At 34.0% G+C, this 17,897-nt stretch carries 19 protein-coding genes; 10 read left to right on the top strand and 9 right to left on the bottom strand.

Translation table 11 applies throughout. The features are described 5' to 3' along the window. Positions 1–191 precede the first annotated feature (191 nt). Complete coding sequence (locus tag QLS65_RS10980; protein WP_282717638.1) at positions 192–428, top strand: hypothetical protein; 237 nt, start codon at positions 192–194, stop codon at positions 426–428. Positions 429–435: 7 nt separating this feature from the next. Here the strand turns inward: QLS65_RS10980 and QLS65_RS10975 are convergent, their stop codons facing one another. From QLS65_RS10975 to QLS65_RS10965, 3 genes are all read right to left on the bottom strand, one after another. Continuing rightward, a complete protein-coding gene (locus QLS65_RS10975) occupies positions 436–1,818 on the bottom strand; it encodes an McrC family protein (RefSeq protein ID WP_282717636.1) in 1,383 nt (460 codons plus the stop codon). Then, positions 1,815–3,203: an McrB family protein gene (locus QLS65_RS10970; protein ID WP_282717634.1), complete on the bottom strand. Its 1,389-nt coding sequence runs from the start codon at positions 3,201–3,203 to the stop codon at positions 1,815–1,817. Before QLS65_RS10970 ends, QLS65_RS10975 begins: the two co-directional genes overlap by 4 nt. Positions 3,204–3,266: 63 nt before the next feature. After that, positions 3,267–3,473 carry a helix-turn-helix domain-containing protein gene (locus QLS65_RS10965; RefSeq protein ID WP_282717628.1) on the bottom strand — a complete coding sequence of 69 codons (207 nt, stop codon included), beginning with the start codon at positions 3,471–3,473 and terminating at the stop codon, positions 3,267–3,269. Between the two features lie 103 nt (positions 3,474–3,576). Here QLS65_RS10965 and QLS65_RS10960 point away from each other — a divergent pair, with 103 nt between their 5' ends. After that, positions 3,577–3,846 carry a hypothetical protein gene (locus QLS65_RS10960; RefSeq protein WP_282717625.1) on the top strand — a complete coding sequence of 90 codons (270 nt, stop codon included), beginning with the start codon at positions 3,577–3,579 and terminating at the stop codon, positions 3,844–3,846. A gap of 120 nt (positions 3,847–3,966) precedes the next feature. Next, positions 3,967–4,281, top strand: coding sequence for an HPF/RaiA family ribosome-associated protein (locus QLS65_RS10955; RefSeq protein WP_099713737.1), 315 nt, complete (start codon positions 3,967–3,969; stop codon positions 4,279–4,281). Positions 4,282–4,380: 99 nt separating this feature from the next. On the opposite strand, the gene QLS65_RS10950 is transcribed toward QLS65_RS10955, so the two are convergent. Continuing rightward, a complete protein-coding gene (locus tag QLS65_RS10950; RefSeq protein WP_282717620.1) occupies positions 4,381–5,961 on the bottom strand; it encodes a L,D-transpeptidase family protein in 1,581 nt (526 codons plus the stop codon). Positions 5,962–6,202: 241 nt separating this feature from the next. Between QLS65_RS10950 and QLS65_RS10945 the strand changes: the two genes are divergently transcribed. Continuing rightward, positions 6,203–6,715: a nuclear transport factor 2 family protein gene (locus QLS65_RS10945; RefSeq protein WP_282717618.1), complete on the top strand. Its 513-nt coding sequence runs from the start codon at positions 6,203–6,205 to the stop codon at positions 6,713–6,715. 92 nt (positions 6,716–6,807) lie between these two features. Here the strand turns inward: QLS65_RS10945 and QLS65_RS10940 are convergent, their stop codons facing one another. Together QLS65_RS10940 and QLS65_RS10935 are read right to left on the bottom strand one after the other, a co-directional pair. Next, positions 6,808–8,853 carry a M13 family metallopeptidase gene (locus tag QLS65_RS10940; RefSeq protein WP_282717616.1) on the bottom strand — a complete coding sequence of 682 codons (2,046 nt, stop codon included), beginning with the start codon at positions 8,851–8,853 and terminating at the stop codon, positions 6,808–6,810. A 261-nt stretch (positions 8,854–9,114) separates the two neighbouring features. Continuing rightward, on the bottom strand, positions 9,115–10,719 hold the full coding sequence (locus QLS65_RS10935; RefSeq protein ID WP_282717614.1) for a L,D-transpeptidase family protein: 1,605 nt from the start codon (positions 10,717–10,719) through the stop codon (positions 9,115–9,117). A 306-nt stretch (positions 10,720–11,025) separates the two neighbouring features. Here QLS65_RS10935 and trmB point away from each other — a divergent pair, with 306 nt between their 5' ends. The 6 genes from trmB (at position 11,026) to QLS65_RS10905 (ending at position 14,879) form a co-directional block, all read left to right on the top strand. Next, a complete protein-coding gene (trmB, locus tag QLS65_RS10930; RefSeq protein WP_099716209.1) occupies positions 11,026–11,703 on the top strand; it encodes a tRNA (guanosine(46)-N7)-methyltransferase TrmB in 678 nt (225 codons plus the stop codon). Positions 11,704–11,733: 30 nt separating this feature from the next. Continuing rightward, positions 11,734–12,369, top strand: a complete 636-nt coding sequence (locus QLS65_RS10925; protein ID WP_099713732.1) for a LysE family transporter — start codon at positions 11,734–11,736, stop codon at positions 12,367–12,369. 43 nt (positions 12,370–12,412) lie between these two features. Next, positions 12,413–12,742, top strand: coding sequence for an MGMT family protein (locus QLS65_RS10920; RefSeq protein WP_199074752.1), 330 nt, complete (start codon positions 12,413–12,415; stop codon positions 12,740–12,742). Positions 12,743–12,943: 201 nt separating this feature from the next. Beyond that, a complete protein-coding gene (locus tag QLS65_RS10915) occupies positions 12,944–14,071 on the top strand; it encodes an Mrp/NBP35 family ATP-binding protein (protein ID WP_282717610.1) in 1,128 nt (375 codons plus the stop codon). 68 nt (positions 14,072–14,139) lie between these two features. Continuing rightward, a complete protein-coding gene (locus QLS65_RS10910) occupies positions 14,140–14,379 on the top strand; it encodes a NifU family protein (RefSeq protein ID WP_091172742.1) in 240 nt (79 codons plus the stop codon). Positions 14,380–14,561: 182 nt separating this feature from the next. Further along, on the top strand, positions 14,562–14,879 hold the full coding sequence (locus QLS65_RS10905) for a 2Fe-2S iron-sulfur cluster-binding family protein (RefSeq protein WP_073205174.1): 318 nt from the start codon (positions 14,562–14,564) through the stop codon (positions 14,877–14,879). Positions 14,880–14,915: 36 nt separating this feature from the next. Here QLS65_RS10905 and QLS65_RS10900 read toward each other — a convergent pair whose 3' ends face one another. From QLS65_RS10900 to QLS65_RS10890, 3 genes are all read right to left on the bottom strand, one after another. Then, positions 14,916–15,653: an SGNH/GDSL hydrolase family protein gene (locus tag QLS65_RS10900; RefSeq protein WP_282713564.1), complete on the bottom strand. Its 738-nt coding sequence runs from the start codon at positions 15,651–15,653 to the stop codon at positions 14,916–14,918. Positions 15,654–15,716: 63 nt separating this feature from the next. After that, positions 15,717–16,499, bottom strand: a complete 783-nt coding sequence (locus QLS65_RS10895) for a DUF3050 domain-containing protein (RefSeq protein WP_099713729.1) — start codon at positions 16,497–16,499, stop codon at positions 15,717–15,719. A 91-nt stretch (positions 16,500–16,590) separates the two neighbouring features. Next, positions 16,591–17,769 (bottom strand): acyl-CoA dehydrogenase family protein, encoded by a 1,179-nt coding sequence (locus QLS65_RS10890; protein WP_282717602.1) that lies wholly within the window; start codon positions 17,767–17,769, stop codon positions 16,591–16,593. Positions 17,770–17,897: the final 128 nt, after the last annotated feature.

The following is a 17,897-nucleotide window of genomic DNA, read 5'->3' as shown; positions in this document are numbered from 1 at the left end:
TTTTTTTTTTTCTAATAATTCTTGAATTTTAAAAATAAGTTGAAAACTAATTAATGATGAGACGATTGTAAGTAGGTCAATTGTTTAATTAATTATAATTTGGGTTGTCGGATATTTACTATATGTGACTTATAAGCCGTTGCGTGAAAATCAAAATGTAAATAGATTTGTTTAATCTGAAATTTAAAATTATGACTATAAAAGAAATTGCTCTGCAACTAGGTAAAAAGACAATAAGTGGATTTGAAATCACTAAAAGAAGAGGGGTATTAACTAGTACTTGGTTACTTTATAAAAAAGAAAAGTATTATTACTACTTTGATGTTAATGAAAAAATCATTTTTGATGAAAACCATAAATACTCTTTAGAAGAGCTTGAAATAGAATTTCAGAATTTATATTTTGAAATTGATTGTGAAATATCTTAATAAGAAATTAATAGTTGATGTTTGGTAGATTATGCATTTCCACTTTATTTAGTTCTGCCATTAATGTTTTTTTTACTTCCAGAACAAACTCTTTCTTCAATGGGATACCGCATATAAAAATATTGTTTGTTGATTGATTTATATTATTCTTGTAGCTGATTTTTTTTATTTCAACTTTATCAGAAGGATAACATAAAAACCCATATTTATTATCTGTTTTGCTAAATGATGAATAAGCCATAATCTGATGTAAATCATGTCTATGAATATCTTTTAAATTCTCACTTTTGTCAAATTTGTTGTAAAGATTTGATTTGTATTTAGCATCAATAAATACAATAAGATTTTCTTTGTGGTAGATTGCATCTGGCTCAATATGTTTCAATTCCCAAGAATATCGATTAGAGGTTTTGGAATGAAATTTATAATTTGAAAATAAATGACCTCCGGTTTCTTTTGAAATTTCTTTAAATATATATTGAACAAACTTTTCGAAAACATCAGAGAAATTAACTCGCCAAGCCGTGCTGTCTATGAAATTAAAATTTAATATTCTATTTGCTTGATTTTTACAGTTTTTAATTTTAAGATTATCAGCTGATTTTATAACAATGTTATTAGTCGAAATAGGTTTGTGCAAATAAAGCTTTTCGTCAATAAAGGTTAGTCTGTTTCTAATCGAGCTTTTTATTCTTTGTGGTGTATTTGAAGATAAAAGTTCCAATTTACACAAATCAAAGACATAGCGAATTTCAGAATATTCTTTATGAAATTCACTTAGAATATTTTTTCGTGTTGGGAATTTCAACCGATTTTCGACTTTATATTCCTCATTTATATATTTACTCCAATTTACTTGGCCTGTTGGTTGAGAAGTTATCTTTTCAATATTATCAAATTTTCTCCAAGGTGTTTTAATTAAAACTTCAAGAGAATCAATGAATTTCACAGCTTCCAAGTATAATGGAGGACGGAAATTTTTTCCGGAAGCTAATGGTAAACTGTCGATTACTTGAGGACTAATTTCGGTCCCTAAAAGATTAAGAATTTCTATGTAATCTTCAAATCTATCGCGTCCAGTAAATCGGGGCATTACAACAAAATCGCCAATCTGCTTACCTGTATCGGATGCTCTTAAAGGAATCGTTCCAATAAATTCTGAGGTTCTAAAACCCAAAGAAGTATTTTGGTCAGTCCCAATTATGAATGGCTGAACACCTAAAAAGCTAAAATTATCTGAATTATAATTTATAAACTTTTGTAAATATTGCCCGATTATCCTTTTATCCGCTGATTTAAACCACTTTTTTTGTAAAACAAGACCATTTAACAGAGTTGATTTCTCTGTCAAGCAAGGTATTTCAAAAAAAACATCTAACGGCTTATTCATTCAAAAAGAGATTGATCGATTCTATTTAAGAAATAAGTATTGAACTCTTCTTTAGCATTTCTAACGAGCCCTTCTTGTAAGTATTCCTTAATTAATGGAAATATTTCATACTTGATTCTGTTCTTCATTTCCTCGTCAGATGAAGCTATGAAATATCCTTGTCCAGGTTGTAGTGCAAGTTCATTACTAGTTGCATACCAATCAAATATTTCTTGTATTCTGCTAAAATCTTCTTTGTAAAATTGTTTGGAATTAATTGTTTTAGGCTTTAAAGTATACCATGCAAATCTTCTTCTTAATGCAAAGTCTACAACCGCTAAACTTCTATCGGCTGTATTCATTGTTGCTATTACATTAAAATTTGCAGGAAGTTGAGTAATCTTAAAACTTGGGTGAATTTCAATTTCAACATCAGAAGATTCCATTTTGTGTTCAAATAGATAAAATATTGGACCCAAAACATTTGATAAATTCGCTCTGTTTATTTCATCAATTATTAAGATGGTTTTTTCTTTTTCATTCTCGATGGCATATTTTAAAGCTTCTGTAAAACTTCCTAGACTTTCAATGTAATTGAGTTCTTTGCTTTTTACATCAGGTCTAATTCCATAGATAAAATCAGAAAAACTTGTCTCAGCATGAAATTGTGTAAAAAATGTTTTAGCTTTTATTTTTGCGGACACCAATTTTGCTGTTCTTGTCTTTCCTGTACCAGGTGGGCCTTGCAAAACAATAAATTTTCTTTCTTTTAATAAACTTTCGATTTCTTCAGCTTCATCGATTTCCTCTGTTTCCAAAAACGGTTCAAGAGCTTCTGTAATTGCTTTTCTGTGCTCTTTGTTCGAAGGCCATTCTCTTAACTTTGCATAACCAGCTACAAAAGCAGCAATTATTTCTTTACCTTCTTTACTTTCGGGATTATCTACTATTTGGCAAACGGGCAATACTTTGCTATAAGTTTTTATAGTATTTTTTATATGTTGTAAATCGTTGCTTCCAGTAATTGTTTTCGGTAAACTGGTTTCAATATCTGAAAAATCAGATTTATAAAAACCTCTTTCGTTAATTAGATTTGAGAATAATCTTCTAAGTCCAGGATAAGTTGCTAATTCATAATCATTTTTAAATCCACTCGAACCAATACCTAAGCAAACTAACCATGGTTTATTCTGTTCGTTTGGAAAAATAGTCAATGAAAAATCGTGAAACGGACCAGAAGTATCTTCGTCAGGATGGATAAAGCCAAAATATGCACCATTATCTTTTAATGCTTCTTGTTTAGTATTATTGCGCTCTATGTATGGTTTGTTGAATTCATTATCTGCTTTGGCGCCAAATTGTTCTGCTTTGTCCTTTATAAACTGTCTGATGTTATCTATAATCATTTTTCTATTTTAAGTATTGTATTATTGCAAACCAGACTAATAGTCGATTTTAAATAGTAAGCTCTATTCATCAAACAAGTCTTTAATTTTTACATCAAGAGCTTTTGCTAATTTTTCAACGACTTCAATGGAAACGTTTCTTTCTCCTTTTTCAATAGTTGGTAAATAGGTTCTATCAATTTCAGCAAGATTTGCAAGCTTTTCTTGTGAAAGACCTTTTGCTTTTCTTAGCTCTTTTATTTTTAAACCGAGTTTTTGCTTAATATTCATGTTAACAAATATTACAAAATGTGGTCTATATTGCAACGGAGTATAGTCCGGTTTTTTCTACCTTTGAAATAATTGTCTTTAAAAATCCAATTCTTTTTAAACAATGACACTACTTGAAAAAATCGAATACTTAGAGCAACTTCTCAATCAAACAGAAGAGAATTATGCTGACACTTTCAAAGCTGATATTACTATGTTCTTTGATGATAATTTTTCTGAAGAAAATTCACAGTTGCTTTTTTTGGATAATCTAAATTCAAAACAAGAAATTGAAAATTGGGTAGAAAAACTAACTTCTCGGTTTGTAATGAAATTTGATTCTGGATTTGAAACCGAGAATGACTTCATTTATGATTATTTAGAAAATGGATAATCCAATCCCTTCCTTAAATTCACTTTTTAGCTCTTTTATTTTCACAATGTTTTATTAATTGGCTCGGTTTTTCATACTGCAATCGGTAAATTTGAAAGAGAACATTAAATATATAAAAACATGACAGTACAGATCAACACAGACAACAATGTAGAAGGACACGCACGTTTGAAAGCGTATATTGCAGAGGAATTAGGAACAGCTTTGGCTCGTTTTGAAGATAAAGTAACCCGTTTAGAAGTGCATCTTGCAGACGAAAACAGTGATAAATTCGGAATCAACGACAAACGATGCCTTATCGAAGCCCGTCCAGTAAATATGCAGCCTGTAGCGGTTACGAATCATGCCGATACTACCGAAAAAGCCTTTCATGGTGCCTTGGACAAAATTAAAAAAGTGTTGGACACTGCTTTCGAAAAACAGAAGGCGTATTAAATAGTTGCTTTTTGGGAAATACCAATAAAAAAATGACACTGTCTAAATAAGATAGTGTCATTTTTTTGTTAGTTATTCTCTGGAGAAAGAGGTTGTCTTTTATTTATCAAACAGTAAGGTTGCCAATGTTTCATCCCTTTTATATACATCTTCGTAGAAATGAATTACGCCATCCGCATCTACCCAAGCGGTGAAATAACCTATATAGACCGGGATTTTGTTTTTAAGCGTGTACCAATATTCCTCTCCGCTGTTCATGGCGGTTTCTATCTTTTCAGGATTCCATTTTTTGTCATTTTTCATAATCATAGCGGCAAGTTCTTTTGGCTTGGCTACGCGAATGCATCCGTGGCTAAAAGCGCGGTCTTCTTTCCCAAATAAACTTTTGGATGGCGTATCGTGCAGATAAATCGCATTCGAATTGGGGAATAAAAACTTCACTAATCCCAATGAATTTTCAGGGCCGGGTCTTTGTCTTACATTGCTGTCTTTCCATTCCATGTTGTGTTCGGCGAGGTAATTAGGATTTTTCTCAATGGCAGGAAGAATTTCTTTCTTTAAAATACTGGTCGGCACATTCCAATACGGTCTGAACACGATATATTTCATTGGCGCACTAAAAATCACGGTTTTATGCATGGCTTTTCCCACCACAACTTTGGAGCGTAATTCGGGTTTTCCATCTCTGAAAAAGGTTAATTCATAGGCTGGAATATTGACTACAATCAATTCTTTGGATTTGGTGATGTCATTCGAAATCCATCGGCAACGTTCCATATTGACCATGATGGTTTTGATGCGTTCTGCAACAGACACATTCATATATTTGATATGTTCCGGCAGAATCGTTTTGTTGAGGAGATTGCCACTTCTCTTTTTGAATTTCAAAATTCCTTTGGCTAGTTCAGCATCATACACGGCACTTTTTGAATCTCGGGAAAGATCATCCGTGATAAACAGGCGCGTTCTGATTTGTGCAATGGCTGCGGCACTGTCTCCGGGTTTATAGGATTTGACCGTTGTGTCAATAGCGATGGCTTTCCATCCACCCTTTTTTTCTATTTTGCGGTATTCCTGCAAGACATCTTTCAGCAGGTAATATTGCTTCAATACACCTTTTTCTTCTTTGTTGATTAACGAAGGATTGATTAACAACGAATCTAAATAATTGACATACGATTGTCTTTTTCGAGGCAAAAACCATCCTAAATCCTTTGATTTTTGAGTGCTGATTCCATCGTATACTTTTTTCGTGTAGAAAAAGTACAGTGCGGAGCTCAATAACTCGGTATCAATACTTGCTTTTTGATTGTCCTCCGGATTATCATAAATGTCATCTAGCTTTTCCTTGTACGGAATCTCAGTTTCAATTCCTTCCTGACTCAAATTATTGACTTTGTTGTATAGCAAACCTGCAAATTCATTGAGTCCGTCTTTGTCAAACCAGATGTAATGAAATTGATGTTTGCGGTATAATTTTTCTACATCAGCTTGGTAATTTTTCAGTTTTGGATATTTTTCAAAAAAAGTAGTAAGCTGTGTGCTGTCAAAAGCAATTTCAACGGTATTTAAACTGGTTTGATTCTTAGAGGAATCGGGATTATTTTTCTTTTTACAGGAAACAATAGTCAACAGTATTGTAAAAGCAATAATCAGTATTGGGGAACATAACTTTCTCATAGGTTGAATTTTAACGGGTAAAAGAATTCTTTTAAGGCATTACAAAAATACGTCAAATCCCGTATCGTACTACCAGTGCTGAACGGGCTGTGTTTTTTAAGGTTAAAACAGTATCTTTACTTTTAGAGTAAAATTCAATCTTTTACGGGATTTAAATAGCTGTAAATTAGCTGTTTAATTTTTTTATTTTATTTTTAAACCAAATTTTTTTATCCAATAAATTTCTGAAAATCCAAAAATTATGAAAAAAATAATGTTGTTCTCTTTAAGTATTTTGCTGTTTTCCTCCTTTATTTCTGCAGATCAAGACAATACTAAAGAAAAAACAAACATCAATTCCACACTTGATGCGTGGCATAAAGCTGCGGCAGAAGCTAATTATAATGCTTATTTTAGTTTGATGACAGAGGATGCTATTTTCATTGGTACCGATGCGACCGAAAACTGGAATAAAAAGGATTTTCAGGCGTATGCAAAACCACATTTTGATAAAGGGAAAGCGTGGAGTTTTACTGCTTTGGAACGCCACATTTATTTTGATAAAACGGGTAAAACTGCTTGGTTTGATGAATTGTTGAATACCCAAATGAAGATTTGCCGTGGCTCGGGTGTTTTGGTAAAAATAGGCAAGGAGTGGAAAATAAAACACTACGTTTTGTCCATGACGATTCCAAATGACAACTCGAGTGAAGTCATAAAAGTTAAGGCTTCTATCGAAGATGCGATGATAAAAACATTGAAATCGAAACAATAAATCCGTTTAGGATTTTTGGTAGTATTGCTTTTTTTGCATAAAAAAACCTCTGCTTTTTAGCAGAGGTTTTTTATTATGAATACATTGTATGATTACCAGATTTTGACTCTTTTCTCTGGAGCCAGATACAGGGAATCGGTAGGTTGTATGTTGAAAGCGGTATAAAACTCAGGAATATTACGCAATACACCATTAACTCTGAATTTTGCCGGCGAATGTGGATCAGTAGCGATTTGATTTCGCAAAGCTTCGTCACGAGTATTATCTAGCCAACATTGTCCCCAGCTTAATAACACGCGTTGTTCACCAGTGAAACCTTCTAAAACGGGCGATTCTTTTCCTTCCAGACTCATTTTGTAGGCTTTTATAGCGATGGATAATCCGCCTAAATCGCCTATGTTTTCCCCTTGGGTAAATTCACCATTCACATTAAGGTCAGGAAATACTTTAAAAGCATTGTACTGCGCAACTAATGCGCCTGTTTTTTGTTTGAAAGCCGTTAAATCTTCAGGCGTCCACCAATTGCGCAACACTCCGTCACCGTCAAAGGTGCTTCCTTGATCATCAAAACCATGACCAATTTCATGCCCTATTACCGCGCCAATTCCGCCATAGTTTGCAGCACCTTCCACTTTTACATCAAAGAAAGGTGGCTGTAATATGGCTGCAGGAAATACGATTTCATTAAGTGGAGGATTGTAGTAAGCGTTTACGGTTTGTGGAGTCATTCCCCATTCGGTTCTGTCTACAGGTTTTCCTAATTTATTAATTTGCCTGTTGTATTCAAAAGCAGTGGCTTTTTGTTGGTTGCCGTACAAGTCGCCTTTTACGACTTTCAAGGTAGAATAATCTCTCCATTTGTCAGGATAACCAATTTTTGGAGTGAATTTAGAGAGTTTGTCTAAGGCTTGTTTTTTAGTTTCAGGACTCATCCAATCCAGATTTTTTATGCTTTCCCCGTAAGCTTTAAGCAGATTTTTAACCAAAAGTGTTACTTGTTCTTTGGCTTCAGGAGAGAAGTGTTTTTTTACATAAACCTTTCCAACAATTTCACCAAGGCTATTGTTTACTCTGTCAACACCTCTTCTCCATAACGGTTGTTTTACTTGTATTCCGTTAAGGGTTTTGCCATAGAAATCAAAATTTTCATTGTCTAAAGCGGTGTTCAACGATGTTGCCGATCCATGAATGGTATTCCATTTCAGGTAGGCTTTCCAAGTGGTTAAAGGTGTTGTTTTTATGATTGTGTTGAGTGATTTGATGTAATCAACTTGTGCAACGACGATATTTTGTTGGTTCAGGATTCCGGCGTTCTGTAACATGCTTGCCCAATTAAAATCAGGCATAAGTTGGTTCAAATCTTTAATAGCATATTTGTTGTACAGTTTTACAATGTCACGGGTTTGTTCTTTTTTCATGTGTTGGGCAGCCAAAACAGTTTCTAATGCCATGATTTTTTTAGATAAATCAGGTGCATTGGCTATTCCACCAAGTTGTAACATCTTCTCGATATGGGTTACATATTTTTTTTGAATTTCTTTAGATTTGGCATCTTCGAGGGAGTAATATTCTCTATCGGGCAATCCTAAACCACCTTGCCAAGAAATAAGCATGTACTTGGTTGGATCTTTTAAATCTTCCATTACCGAAACGGAAAAAGGAATGTTGCTTCCGGATTTATTGGCATATCCAAAATAAGCAGCTAGTTCAGTATAGTTGTTTATTGCATCAATTTTTTTGTATTCCGGAAGTAAGGGTGTAATTCCTTTTTGATCCCTCGTTTTAGTATCCATGAAGGCTTCATAAAAGTCCCCAATTTTTTGTTCATCGGAACCGGCTGCAAAATCACCTTTGGAAGAAGCTTCAATAATGGCTTTTACGTCTTCTTGTGATTTTTCATAAACCATATAGCCAGCACCATAAGAGGCTTTGTCATCTGGTATTTTAGTGTTTTTTTTCCAGGTTCCGTTGACATAGGCATCAAAATTATCACCTGGTTTAGTAGATGTGTCCATGTTTTCCTTGTTAATCCCGGAAAGTAGCAGATCTGATTTTTCAGAAGTGTTAAAAGCACCTAGCAACAAAATGGAAGATACCAACACGAGTTGTGTTTTAATTGGGTATGGTTTTAGTTTCATAAGTTGGATTTTAGAATATAAATGTAATTAAAAAAAGAAACGTTTTTATAATAAATTGATTATTAAATACTTAAAACTAAATTATTTTTAATCAAGAGACTTTAACCATTGGTTTTACTGATTTGTATCGTTTTTTAGATGAAATAGATAAATGTTAAAGCGCTACTACATTGGCACTATATAGAAGTAAAAGTGAATTGTGATGTCTATTTCATTGGAAGTAAAATAGGATGATAAAACGAGGCAGTCCAAACAATACATTTATTTAGAATCATCGGAGAAAAGGAGTTCTGCTAGACGTTCGTCTCTTATATAAATGTCGTTATAAAAATTAATTTCTCCCGAATCGTTTACCCAAGCGGTGAAATAGCCAATGTGAATTGGAATTTTCTTTTTCAGGATGTAAGGCGTTTCTTTTTCGCCTTTCATGGCTTCATTGATGCGTTCGATTGGCCAATCCGGATCGTCTTTTAAAATCAACAGCGTTAGTTCTTTGGCTTTTTCAATGTTAATGCAGCCGTGACTGTAGGCTCGGTATTCGTATTGAAATAAATCTTTAGACGGTGTATCGTGTAAATAAATATCATCTGAGTTTGGAAAGACAAACTTAACGAGTCCCAAAGAGTTTCTAGGGCCGGGTTTTTGTCTGGGATTCCCATTGTTCCATTCGATATTATGGATAGTCATATAGTCTTCGTTCAAAGTCATTAAGTCCTTTAATTCATTTTCGACGATGCTTTTGGGAATGTTCCAATAAGGGCTAAATACTATTTTGGTTATGTTGCTGCTGAGAACAACTGTTTCGGTCATGTTTTTCCCTACAAGTATTTTTGATTCTAATATATTTACGCCATCTTTTTTGTAAAAGAGTTTATAGGATGGAATGTTTATAATGATGTGTTCGTCTGCTATTGTGAGCTTTGGGTCAATCCATCGGCAGCGTTCCATATTGGCTATAATGGTTTTAATGTATTTCTCGATGGGAATATTCATGCGTTGAATGTGCTTTGATGCAATGAGATAATCTGTTTTGTAGCCATTTCGCTTTTTATAATTCAAGATACCCGCCATTAATTCGGCGTCGTACACATTGCTTTTAGAGTCCAGTTTTAAATCACCCATAATGGCAAGTCGCTGTCTTATTTGTCCAATGGTTTTTGAGCTGTCTTTTGGTTTGAATACTCTTTCCAATGAATCTATTGCTATGGGATTCCATTCGCCATTTTTTTCTATTTGGCGGTATCTTTTTAATACTTCTCGCAGTTTGTAATATTGTCCAAACAGTTGTTGTTCATTCTTGCTTAATAATTTGGGATCAACTAATAAAGAGTCTAAAAGATTTTCATAGGACAGATTCTTTCTGGGTAAAAACCATCCCATTTCATCTGTTTTTTCAATATCAATTCCTTTATATACTTTTTTAGCATAAAAAACATACATGGAAGACAGCATGAGTTCTGTTTCCATTTGGGGTAAATCATCTGAATTAGTATCATTAAAAACAGCATCAATTTTTTCTTTGTATGCAATTTGGGATTTTAAACCTTCTTCCTCTAGTTGATTTACTTTGGAGTATAACAAATTGGCAAACTCAATGAGTCCTTTTTTATCAAACCAAATAGAAGTGTAATTTCGTTTTTTGTACAAAGCATTAACGTCTGACTGGTGTTTTTTTAAATTGGGATATTTTTTGAAAAAACGGACAACAGCAGTGCTGTCAATGGATTTGTCATCAGTAGATTCCTGAAAGACATACAGGGCAAAAGCAATCATCTTAGCCGTCAGATTTTCATTTCTGTTGTGGTAAACAGTGACAAGCGAAAAGCCAAATAATATAACTGCTATGGATAAAACATATTTTCTCATGGCATAATTATTTATATAAAGGTAAAGAAATATATTCTTGGTGTAAAGTGAATTAACAATGTGTTTGCTTTCAAATCGCTTATTTTTAGCGTATTATATTAATTTTCTGATTTTATTTGTTTCAGGAAAATTGATAAAATGATGAAAAAACAATTGTATTTATGGAAGACTTTCTTATAAATACGATGCAACCGAAAAAATAATTTTATAATTGCGAAGATTTTCGGAATGATTTTCTTTATTTTTTCTCTGGCAAACCATTCGGTCTTATATATTTCCTTAATTTTGCCGAAATATTCTGAAAAAGTGGGAAGCAAAAATAAATTAAAAAGGTTCAAGGAAAACGAAACATTCAATAACGTTTTTCAGCCAACGAGAGAAGAGGTAGTAGGAGATTTGTTTCCGCTTAAAGGCAAATGGAATTCGGAATTCTTCAAAAATGATAATCCATTAGTGCTGGAATTAGGCTGTGGAAAAGGAGAATATTCAGTAGGTCTTGCCGAAAGATATCCAAATAAAAATTTCGTGGGAATCGATATCAAAGGAGCACGTTTCTGGCGTGGTGCCAAAACTGCTGTTGAAACCGGATTGCATAATGTGGCTTTCATCAGAACTCAAATTGAATTAATCAACCACATTTTTGCCGAAAATGAAGTGGACGAAATCTGGATTACTTTTCCGGATCCACAAATCAAATACAAACGCACAAAACACAGAATGACCAATTCGGAGTTTTTGCAATTGTATAAAAAAATCCTTAAAAAAGAAGGTGTCGTAAACTTAAAAACCGACAGCGAGTTCATGCACGGATACACTCTTGGGTTATTGCACGGTGAAGGACATGAAGTTTTATATGCCAATCATAATGTGTATGTAAATGAGGGAAGTCCGGAAGAAGTGACTGCATTTCAAACTTTTTATGAAAAACAATATTTGGAAATTAACAAAGCAATTACGTATATTCGATTTAAAATTAAAGAATAATTTTGCTTTTTTGATCCTCGTATCTTGCCTATGAATTTAATTACTTCCTTGTTTTTGGGTTTTGTTACTGCTTTTGTAGGGATTACACCTCCTGGATTAATCAATATGACAGCCGCCAAAGTGAATCTGAGAGAAGGAAAGATAAGCGCGTATTGGTTTGTTTTAGGAGCGGTAATTGTAATTTTTTTCCAAGCGACACTGGCCATATTATTTGCCAGGTACATTGAAGGCAGACCGGATGTGATTGTTTTACTGCGAGAAGTAGGATTTGTTATCTTTTCAGTATTAACCATTTATTTCTTGCTGATTGCCAAAAAGCCAAAAGCGAAGAAAGGGAAAATCAAAAAGAAGAGCACCTCTACTCGTTTTTTTCTTGGAATGCTGCTCTCTGCACTTAATTTTTTCCCCATTCCATATTATGTTTTTGTAAGTATCACTTTAGCTTCTTATAATTTGTTTGTGTTTGATATTTCACATGTTTTTATTTTTGTAACGGGTGTGGTATTGGGTTCTTTTCTAGTTTTTTATTTATATATCACTTTCTTCCAGAAAATAGAAGATAAAACGAATTATATGATGAAAAACATGAATACCATCATAGGAAGTATAACAGGATTGATAGCTTTAATTACCTTGATTAATATTATTCGATATTATTTGAGGTAGTTTTAAACAGCATAAAAATACCGTTTTATCTGATTTTATAAATATGTCAAACGACAACTTTTTTGAACGTGTGTACGCCATCGCCAGACAAATTCCTTACGGAAAAGTCACTTCTTATGGTGCTATTGCAAAGGCTTTAGGAACTGCTCGTTCTGCTCGAATGGTGGGCTGGGCAATGAATGCTTCGCATAATCTTGAAGATGTTCCAGCGCATCGCGTGGTCAATCGAAAAGGATTGCTCACGGGTAAACTTCATTTTGACGGAACCAATTTGATGCAGCAATTATTGGAAAACGAAGGTATAGAAGTTGTTGACAACCAAATTGTGGATTTTGAAAAACATTTCTGGCAACCTGAAGTCAGGATTGAGTAATCGGTAAGAGTGAATACATCAGGTTTGTTGTGGTCCAAAAGCGATATTTTCTCGAATAATCGCCCTCAATTTCTTCATCAATAAATGCAATACAAATTCTTTATAATAAGAACTTTTCATAGTATCTTTGTAATCTGAAATCAGTTTAAATAAAGATAATGTTCTGGCGCTAAAATGCCAATAGAAAACAGTAAACTAAAAATGAAATTAGATAGAAAAGACATTCTTAAAGCTTTAGAAACGATTACTATAGCTGGAGAAGGGAAAAATATGGTTGAAAGTGGTGCAATAGCAAATGTGATTACTTTTGGTGATGAGGTTGTAGTGGATTTAGTATTGCACACACCGGCGATGCACATTAAAAAACGTGCAGAAGACGATATAAAAAAAACAATTCTTGAATTAGTATCTCCGGATGCAAAAATCAAAATCAATAGTAAAGTTGAGGTTCCGGACAAACCAGAAATCAAAGGAAAATCAATTCCAGGAATAAAAAATATTATCGGAGTTGCTTCTGGTAAAGGTGGAGTAGGAAAATCTACAGTTACTGCAAATCTAGCGGTATCATTAGCAAAAATGGGTTTTTCGGTAGGAATTCTGGATGCCGATATTTACGGACCATCCATGCCAATCATGTTTGACGTAGAAAATGAAAAACCAATCTCTGTAACAGTTGATGGGAAATCAAAAATGAAACCGGTTGAAAGTTATGAAGTAAAAATTCTTTCAATTGGATTTTTCACAGCACCAAGTCAAGCGGTAATTTGGAGAGGACCAATGGCTTCTAAAGCGTTGAACCAAATGATATTTGATGCAGACTGGGGAGAATTGGATTTCATGTTAGTCGATTTGCCACCGGGAACAGGAGATATTCACCTTTCAATCGTGCAATCATTGCCAATTACGGGTGTTGTAATAGTAAGTACTCCACAAGCAGTAGCTTTGGCCGATGCTAAAAAAGGAGTTTCGATGTTCATGTCTGAAGCAATAAATGTTCCTGTTTTAGGAATTATTGAAAACATGGCGTACTTCACACCGGAAGAATTACCTGAAAATAAATACTATATCTTTGGAAAAGAAGGTGCCAGAAATCTTTCAGAAGACTTAGGCGTACCATTCCTTGGCGAAGTGCCAATTGTGCAATCTATTCGTGAAGCAGGAGATTACGGTCGTCCGGCTGCGATGCAAACAGGTTCAGTAATCGAAACTGTTTTCGAAGAAATCACTAGAAACGTAGTACAGGAAGTAGTAAGTAGAAACGAAAATTTACCTGCGACTGAGGCTGTTAAAATTACAACTATGGCCGGTTGTTCCGCAGTAAAAAAATAGAAGTTAGTATGGTTGAAATGATTTTTAATCTTTCAATTTTCTAATCTTTCAATCTTTAAATAAAGAAAATGACAACAGAAGAATTATTAGTAGAAGTTCAAAAAGCACTCGAAGAAATCAGACCTTTTTTGAATTCTGACGGCGGTGATATCACACTGATTTCTATCGAAGACGACAAACATGTAAAAGTACGTCTCGAAGGAGCATGTACCAGTTGCAGTGTAAACCAAATGACATTGAGAGCCGGCGTGGAAACCACCATCAAAAAATTTGCACCACAAATAGAAACTGTTGTAAATATTCTATAATATTTTTGGGCGTGACCCTTTTAAGAAAAAAGGCTACTCGATATAATGGGTAGTTGCCTTTTTTCTTAAAAGCGTCGGGCTATCCGCGCTACTTCGGTAGCTGGCTATTATCCCTCACGCACAAACAATTCCCATTCCAAAAGTATACAATTGATTAACAAACCAATTCCAAATTTAAAAAAATGGATGTATTAATAAAAATTAAAGATAGAGAAGGAGTAGTGCATGAATTACAGGCTCCTACGGATATGGCCATGAACATCATGGAATTATGTAAAGCCTATGAGCTTCCTGTAGAAGGAACTTGTGGCGGAATGGCCATGTGTGCTTCTTGTCAATGTTATGTTCTTAATGATGTGCCTTTACCGGAAATGGGTGATGATGAAGAAGCGATGCTTTCAGAAGCATTTTACGTAAAATCAAACAGTCGTTTGGGCTGTCAAATACCAATCACCGAAAGCCTCGAAGGATTAGAACTGGAGCTGGCTCCGGAAAATTAAAAAAATGCATCTCGTTTCTAAAACAAGATGCATTTTTTAGTTTTGCAAAATAGTAGTCGCTTTTGGTAAAATTCGTTCTACAAATAAAGAATACGCTAATTCCGAAGGATGTAATCCGTCTGGAGCTACTAGGTTTTTATTGATCAAACCTTGTCTAGTGATGTCAGTTATATTTATAAATAAGATCGTATTGTCATCGCAGTATTTTTTTGCAAAAGTATTATACTGATCTATTGCTGTAGAAATTATTGCTTGGTTTCCTGATGCTTGACCAAAAGGAGTATAAGCATAATCTGGAATAGAAACCACAATTACATTCGTTTTATCCCCTTTAGCAAGAGCAATAGCCTTGTTTACTAATTCAGGAAATTCTTTTTCATATAACGAAAAAGGCTTATTTTGATATTGATTATTTACACCGATTAACAGTGTGACTAAATCATTATTAGAAGTTGGATTCTGAGTATTTATAGCCGAAATTAAGTTGGTGGTAGTCCAACCGGTTTGTGCAATAATTTTTAAAGAATAGGTATTGTTCGAATTTAAATTGCCTAAGCTTTTTGATAATTGTGCGGGGAATCTACACGTTTCACAAACACTCTGTCCAATGGTGTAACTGTCTCCAATAGCTAAATAATTATAGGATTTGGCCTGTGTTTGTGGAGCTGTAATTACTGGTGTAAGAGTTGTTTCGGGAATTGGACTTTCAGTGCTGCAACTCGCAATAAAAAGCAGTGAAAAGAACGCAACTATTACTTGGAATTGTTTTTTCATTATTTTGAAATTTGATAGAATTCATTTCTAAATAATAGTTACGTTTATTTGAAAGTATTGGTTTTATGCCAATTCAACATTCATCATAATTGTTTCTTCGATAGCATCCCAAAGTCCGATGCGTTTCTCTAAGGCTAAAATGGAAATTTCTTCTACATCAGACCATTTTTGAGCATCCGTTCCACAAAGTTCTGTTATCATTTTCATTGCCATTGGACCGTGATCATCAGCATCTAACTCGATATGTCTTTCGAAATAATAAATGAGTTTGCTCAAATCAGTTTGCGGGAAATTTTCTTGAAAGTTTTTCAAAATAGCGGTAAACATACTTGGGATTAAATCTTCTCTTCCAAAGGTAAAAGCAGCAGCTATTTCATGAGATTTTCCTTCGTCAATAACTCTGAAAGTAAAGTCTAAGAAGGCTTTAATATTAGGGTGTAAATTGCTTTTTTTGATGGCGACAAATATGTTTTTAAGCGAATTTACTTCGGATAAAAAATGTTCGATTCCAGAAGTATTTGCTCCACAGGCTTCCATCGCTTCAATATACATTTCATAATGACTTTGGCGACGACCGTCAATTGTCAAATCTGATTCTTCGGCAAGGACTATTTCGTTTATCAAATACCTAGTTTCAGGATTTTCAGTGGCGAACCAAGGAGTTGTTGTACACGTTAATTTAGATTGTAATGCTTTTAATAAAGACATGAAATCCCAAACTGCATACACGTGATTTTCTAGAAAACACTGTAAGTCCTCAATTGTTTTTACTTTTTTATATAAAGAATGTTGTAACAATAGTTCTTTTTGGGGCTGAATGCTATTGTTGATTGTTTCAATATTCATAAGTGGTATTTTTATGTAAATATAAAAAAGCTTCTCGTTTCCAAGAAGCTTTTTCTATCAATTTTATAAATACTTTAATAGTTGTTTATTACTATTTAAAAGCCGGAATTCCAGTGATATCCATTCCGGTAATTAACAAATGAATGTCATGGGTTCCTTCATAAGTAATCACAGATTCAAGATTCATTATGTGTCGCATGATAGAATACTCTCCTGTAATTCCCATTCCGCCTAGCATTTGTCTGGCTTCACGAGCAATATGGATTGCCATATCCACATTATTTCTTTTAGCCATTGAGATTTGAGCTGTTGTAGCTCTTCCTTCATTTCTCAAAACACCTAATCTCCAAGTCAATAATTGTGCTTTGGTGATTTCAGTAATCATTTCGGCTAATTTCTTTTGTTGTAATTGAGTTCCTGCAATAGGTTTGTCAAACTGGATTCTTTCTTTTGCGTAGCGCAGTGCCGTATCATAACAGTCCATGGCAGCACCAATAGCACCCCAAGCAATTCCGTAACGCGCTGAATCAAGACAGCCAAGTGGCGCTCCTAATCCAGATTTATTTGGCAATAAATTTTCTTTTGGTACTTTGACATTATCAAAAATTAACTCTCCGGTTGATGAAGCACGAAGGGACCATTTGTTGTGTGTTTCTGGAGTAGAAAAACCCTCCATTCCGCGCTCTACTATTAAACCGTGAATTCTTCCTTCTTCATTTTTTGCCCAAACAATTGCAATATCAGCAAATGGTGCATTTGAAATCCACATTTTGGCACCATTTAATAGATAATGATCGCCCATATCTTTAAAGTTGGTTATCATGCTTCCTGGATCTGAACCGTAGTTTGGTTCCGTTAGTCCAAAACATCCCATGTATTCTCCTGTAGCTAACTTAGGCAAGTATTTTTGGCGTTGTTCTTCATTCCCATATTTCCAAATTGGATACATCACTAAAGAAGATTGTACAGATGAAGTGGAACGAACACCAGAATCACCGCGTTCAATTTCCTGCATAATTAAACCGTATGAAATCTGGTCTAAACCTGCACCACCATATTCTTCTGGAATGTAAGGTCCAAAACCACCAATTTCACCTAAACCTTTAATGATTTGTTTTGGAAATTCTGCTTTTTGAGTATATTCTTCTATAATAGGAGATACTTCTTTTTTTACCCATGCACGTGCGGAGTCACGAACTAATTTGTGTTCTTCGGTAAGTAAATCGTCTAAGTTATAATAATCTGGTGATTGAAATAAGTCTGGTCTCATAGTTTAGTACTTTTTATAGCTACAAATTTACATAAAGAAATATAACAAAAGCACTAACAATTGTTATAATTTTTTAAATCTTGTAGATTTTGTACTGAAAATGAGTGTCTAAAGTACAATTAAATGTT

This window comes from Flavobacterium algoritolerans (assembly GCF_030010385.1).
Taxonomy (GTDB): Bacteria; Bacteroidota; Bacteroidia; order Flavobacteriales; family Flavobacteriaceae; genus Flavobacterium; species Flavobacterium algoritolerans.
This window is presented reverse-complemented; position numbering and strand designations above follow the sequence as displayed.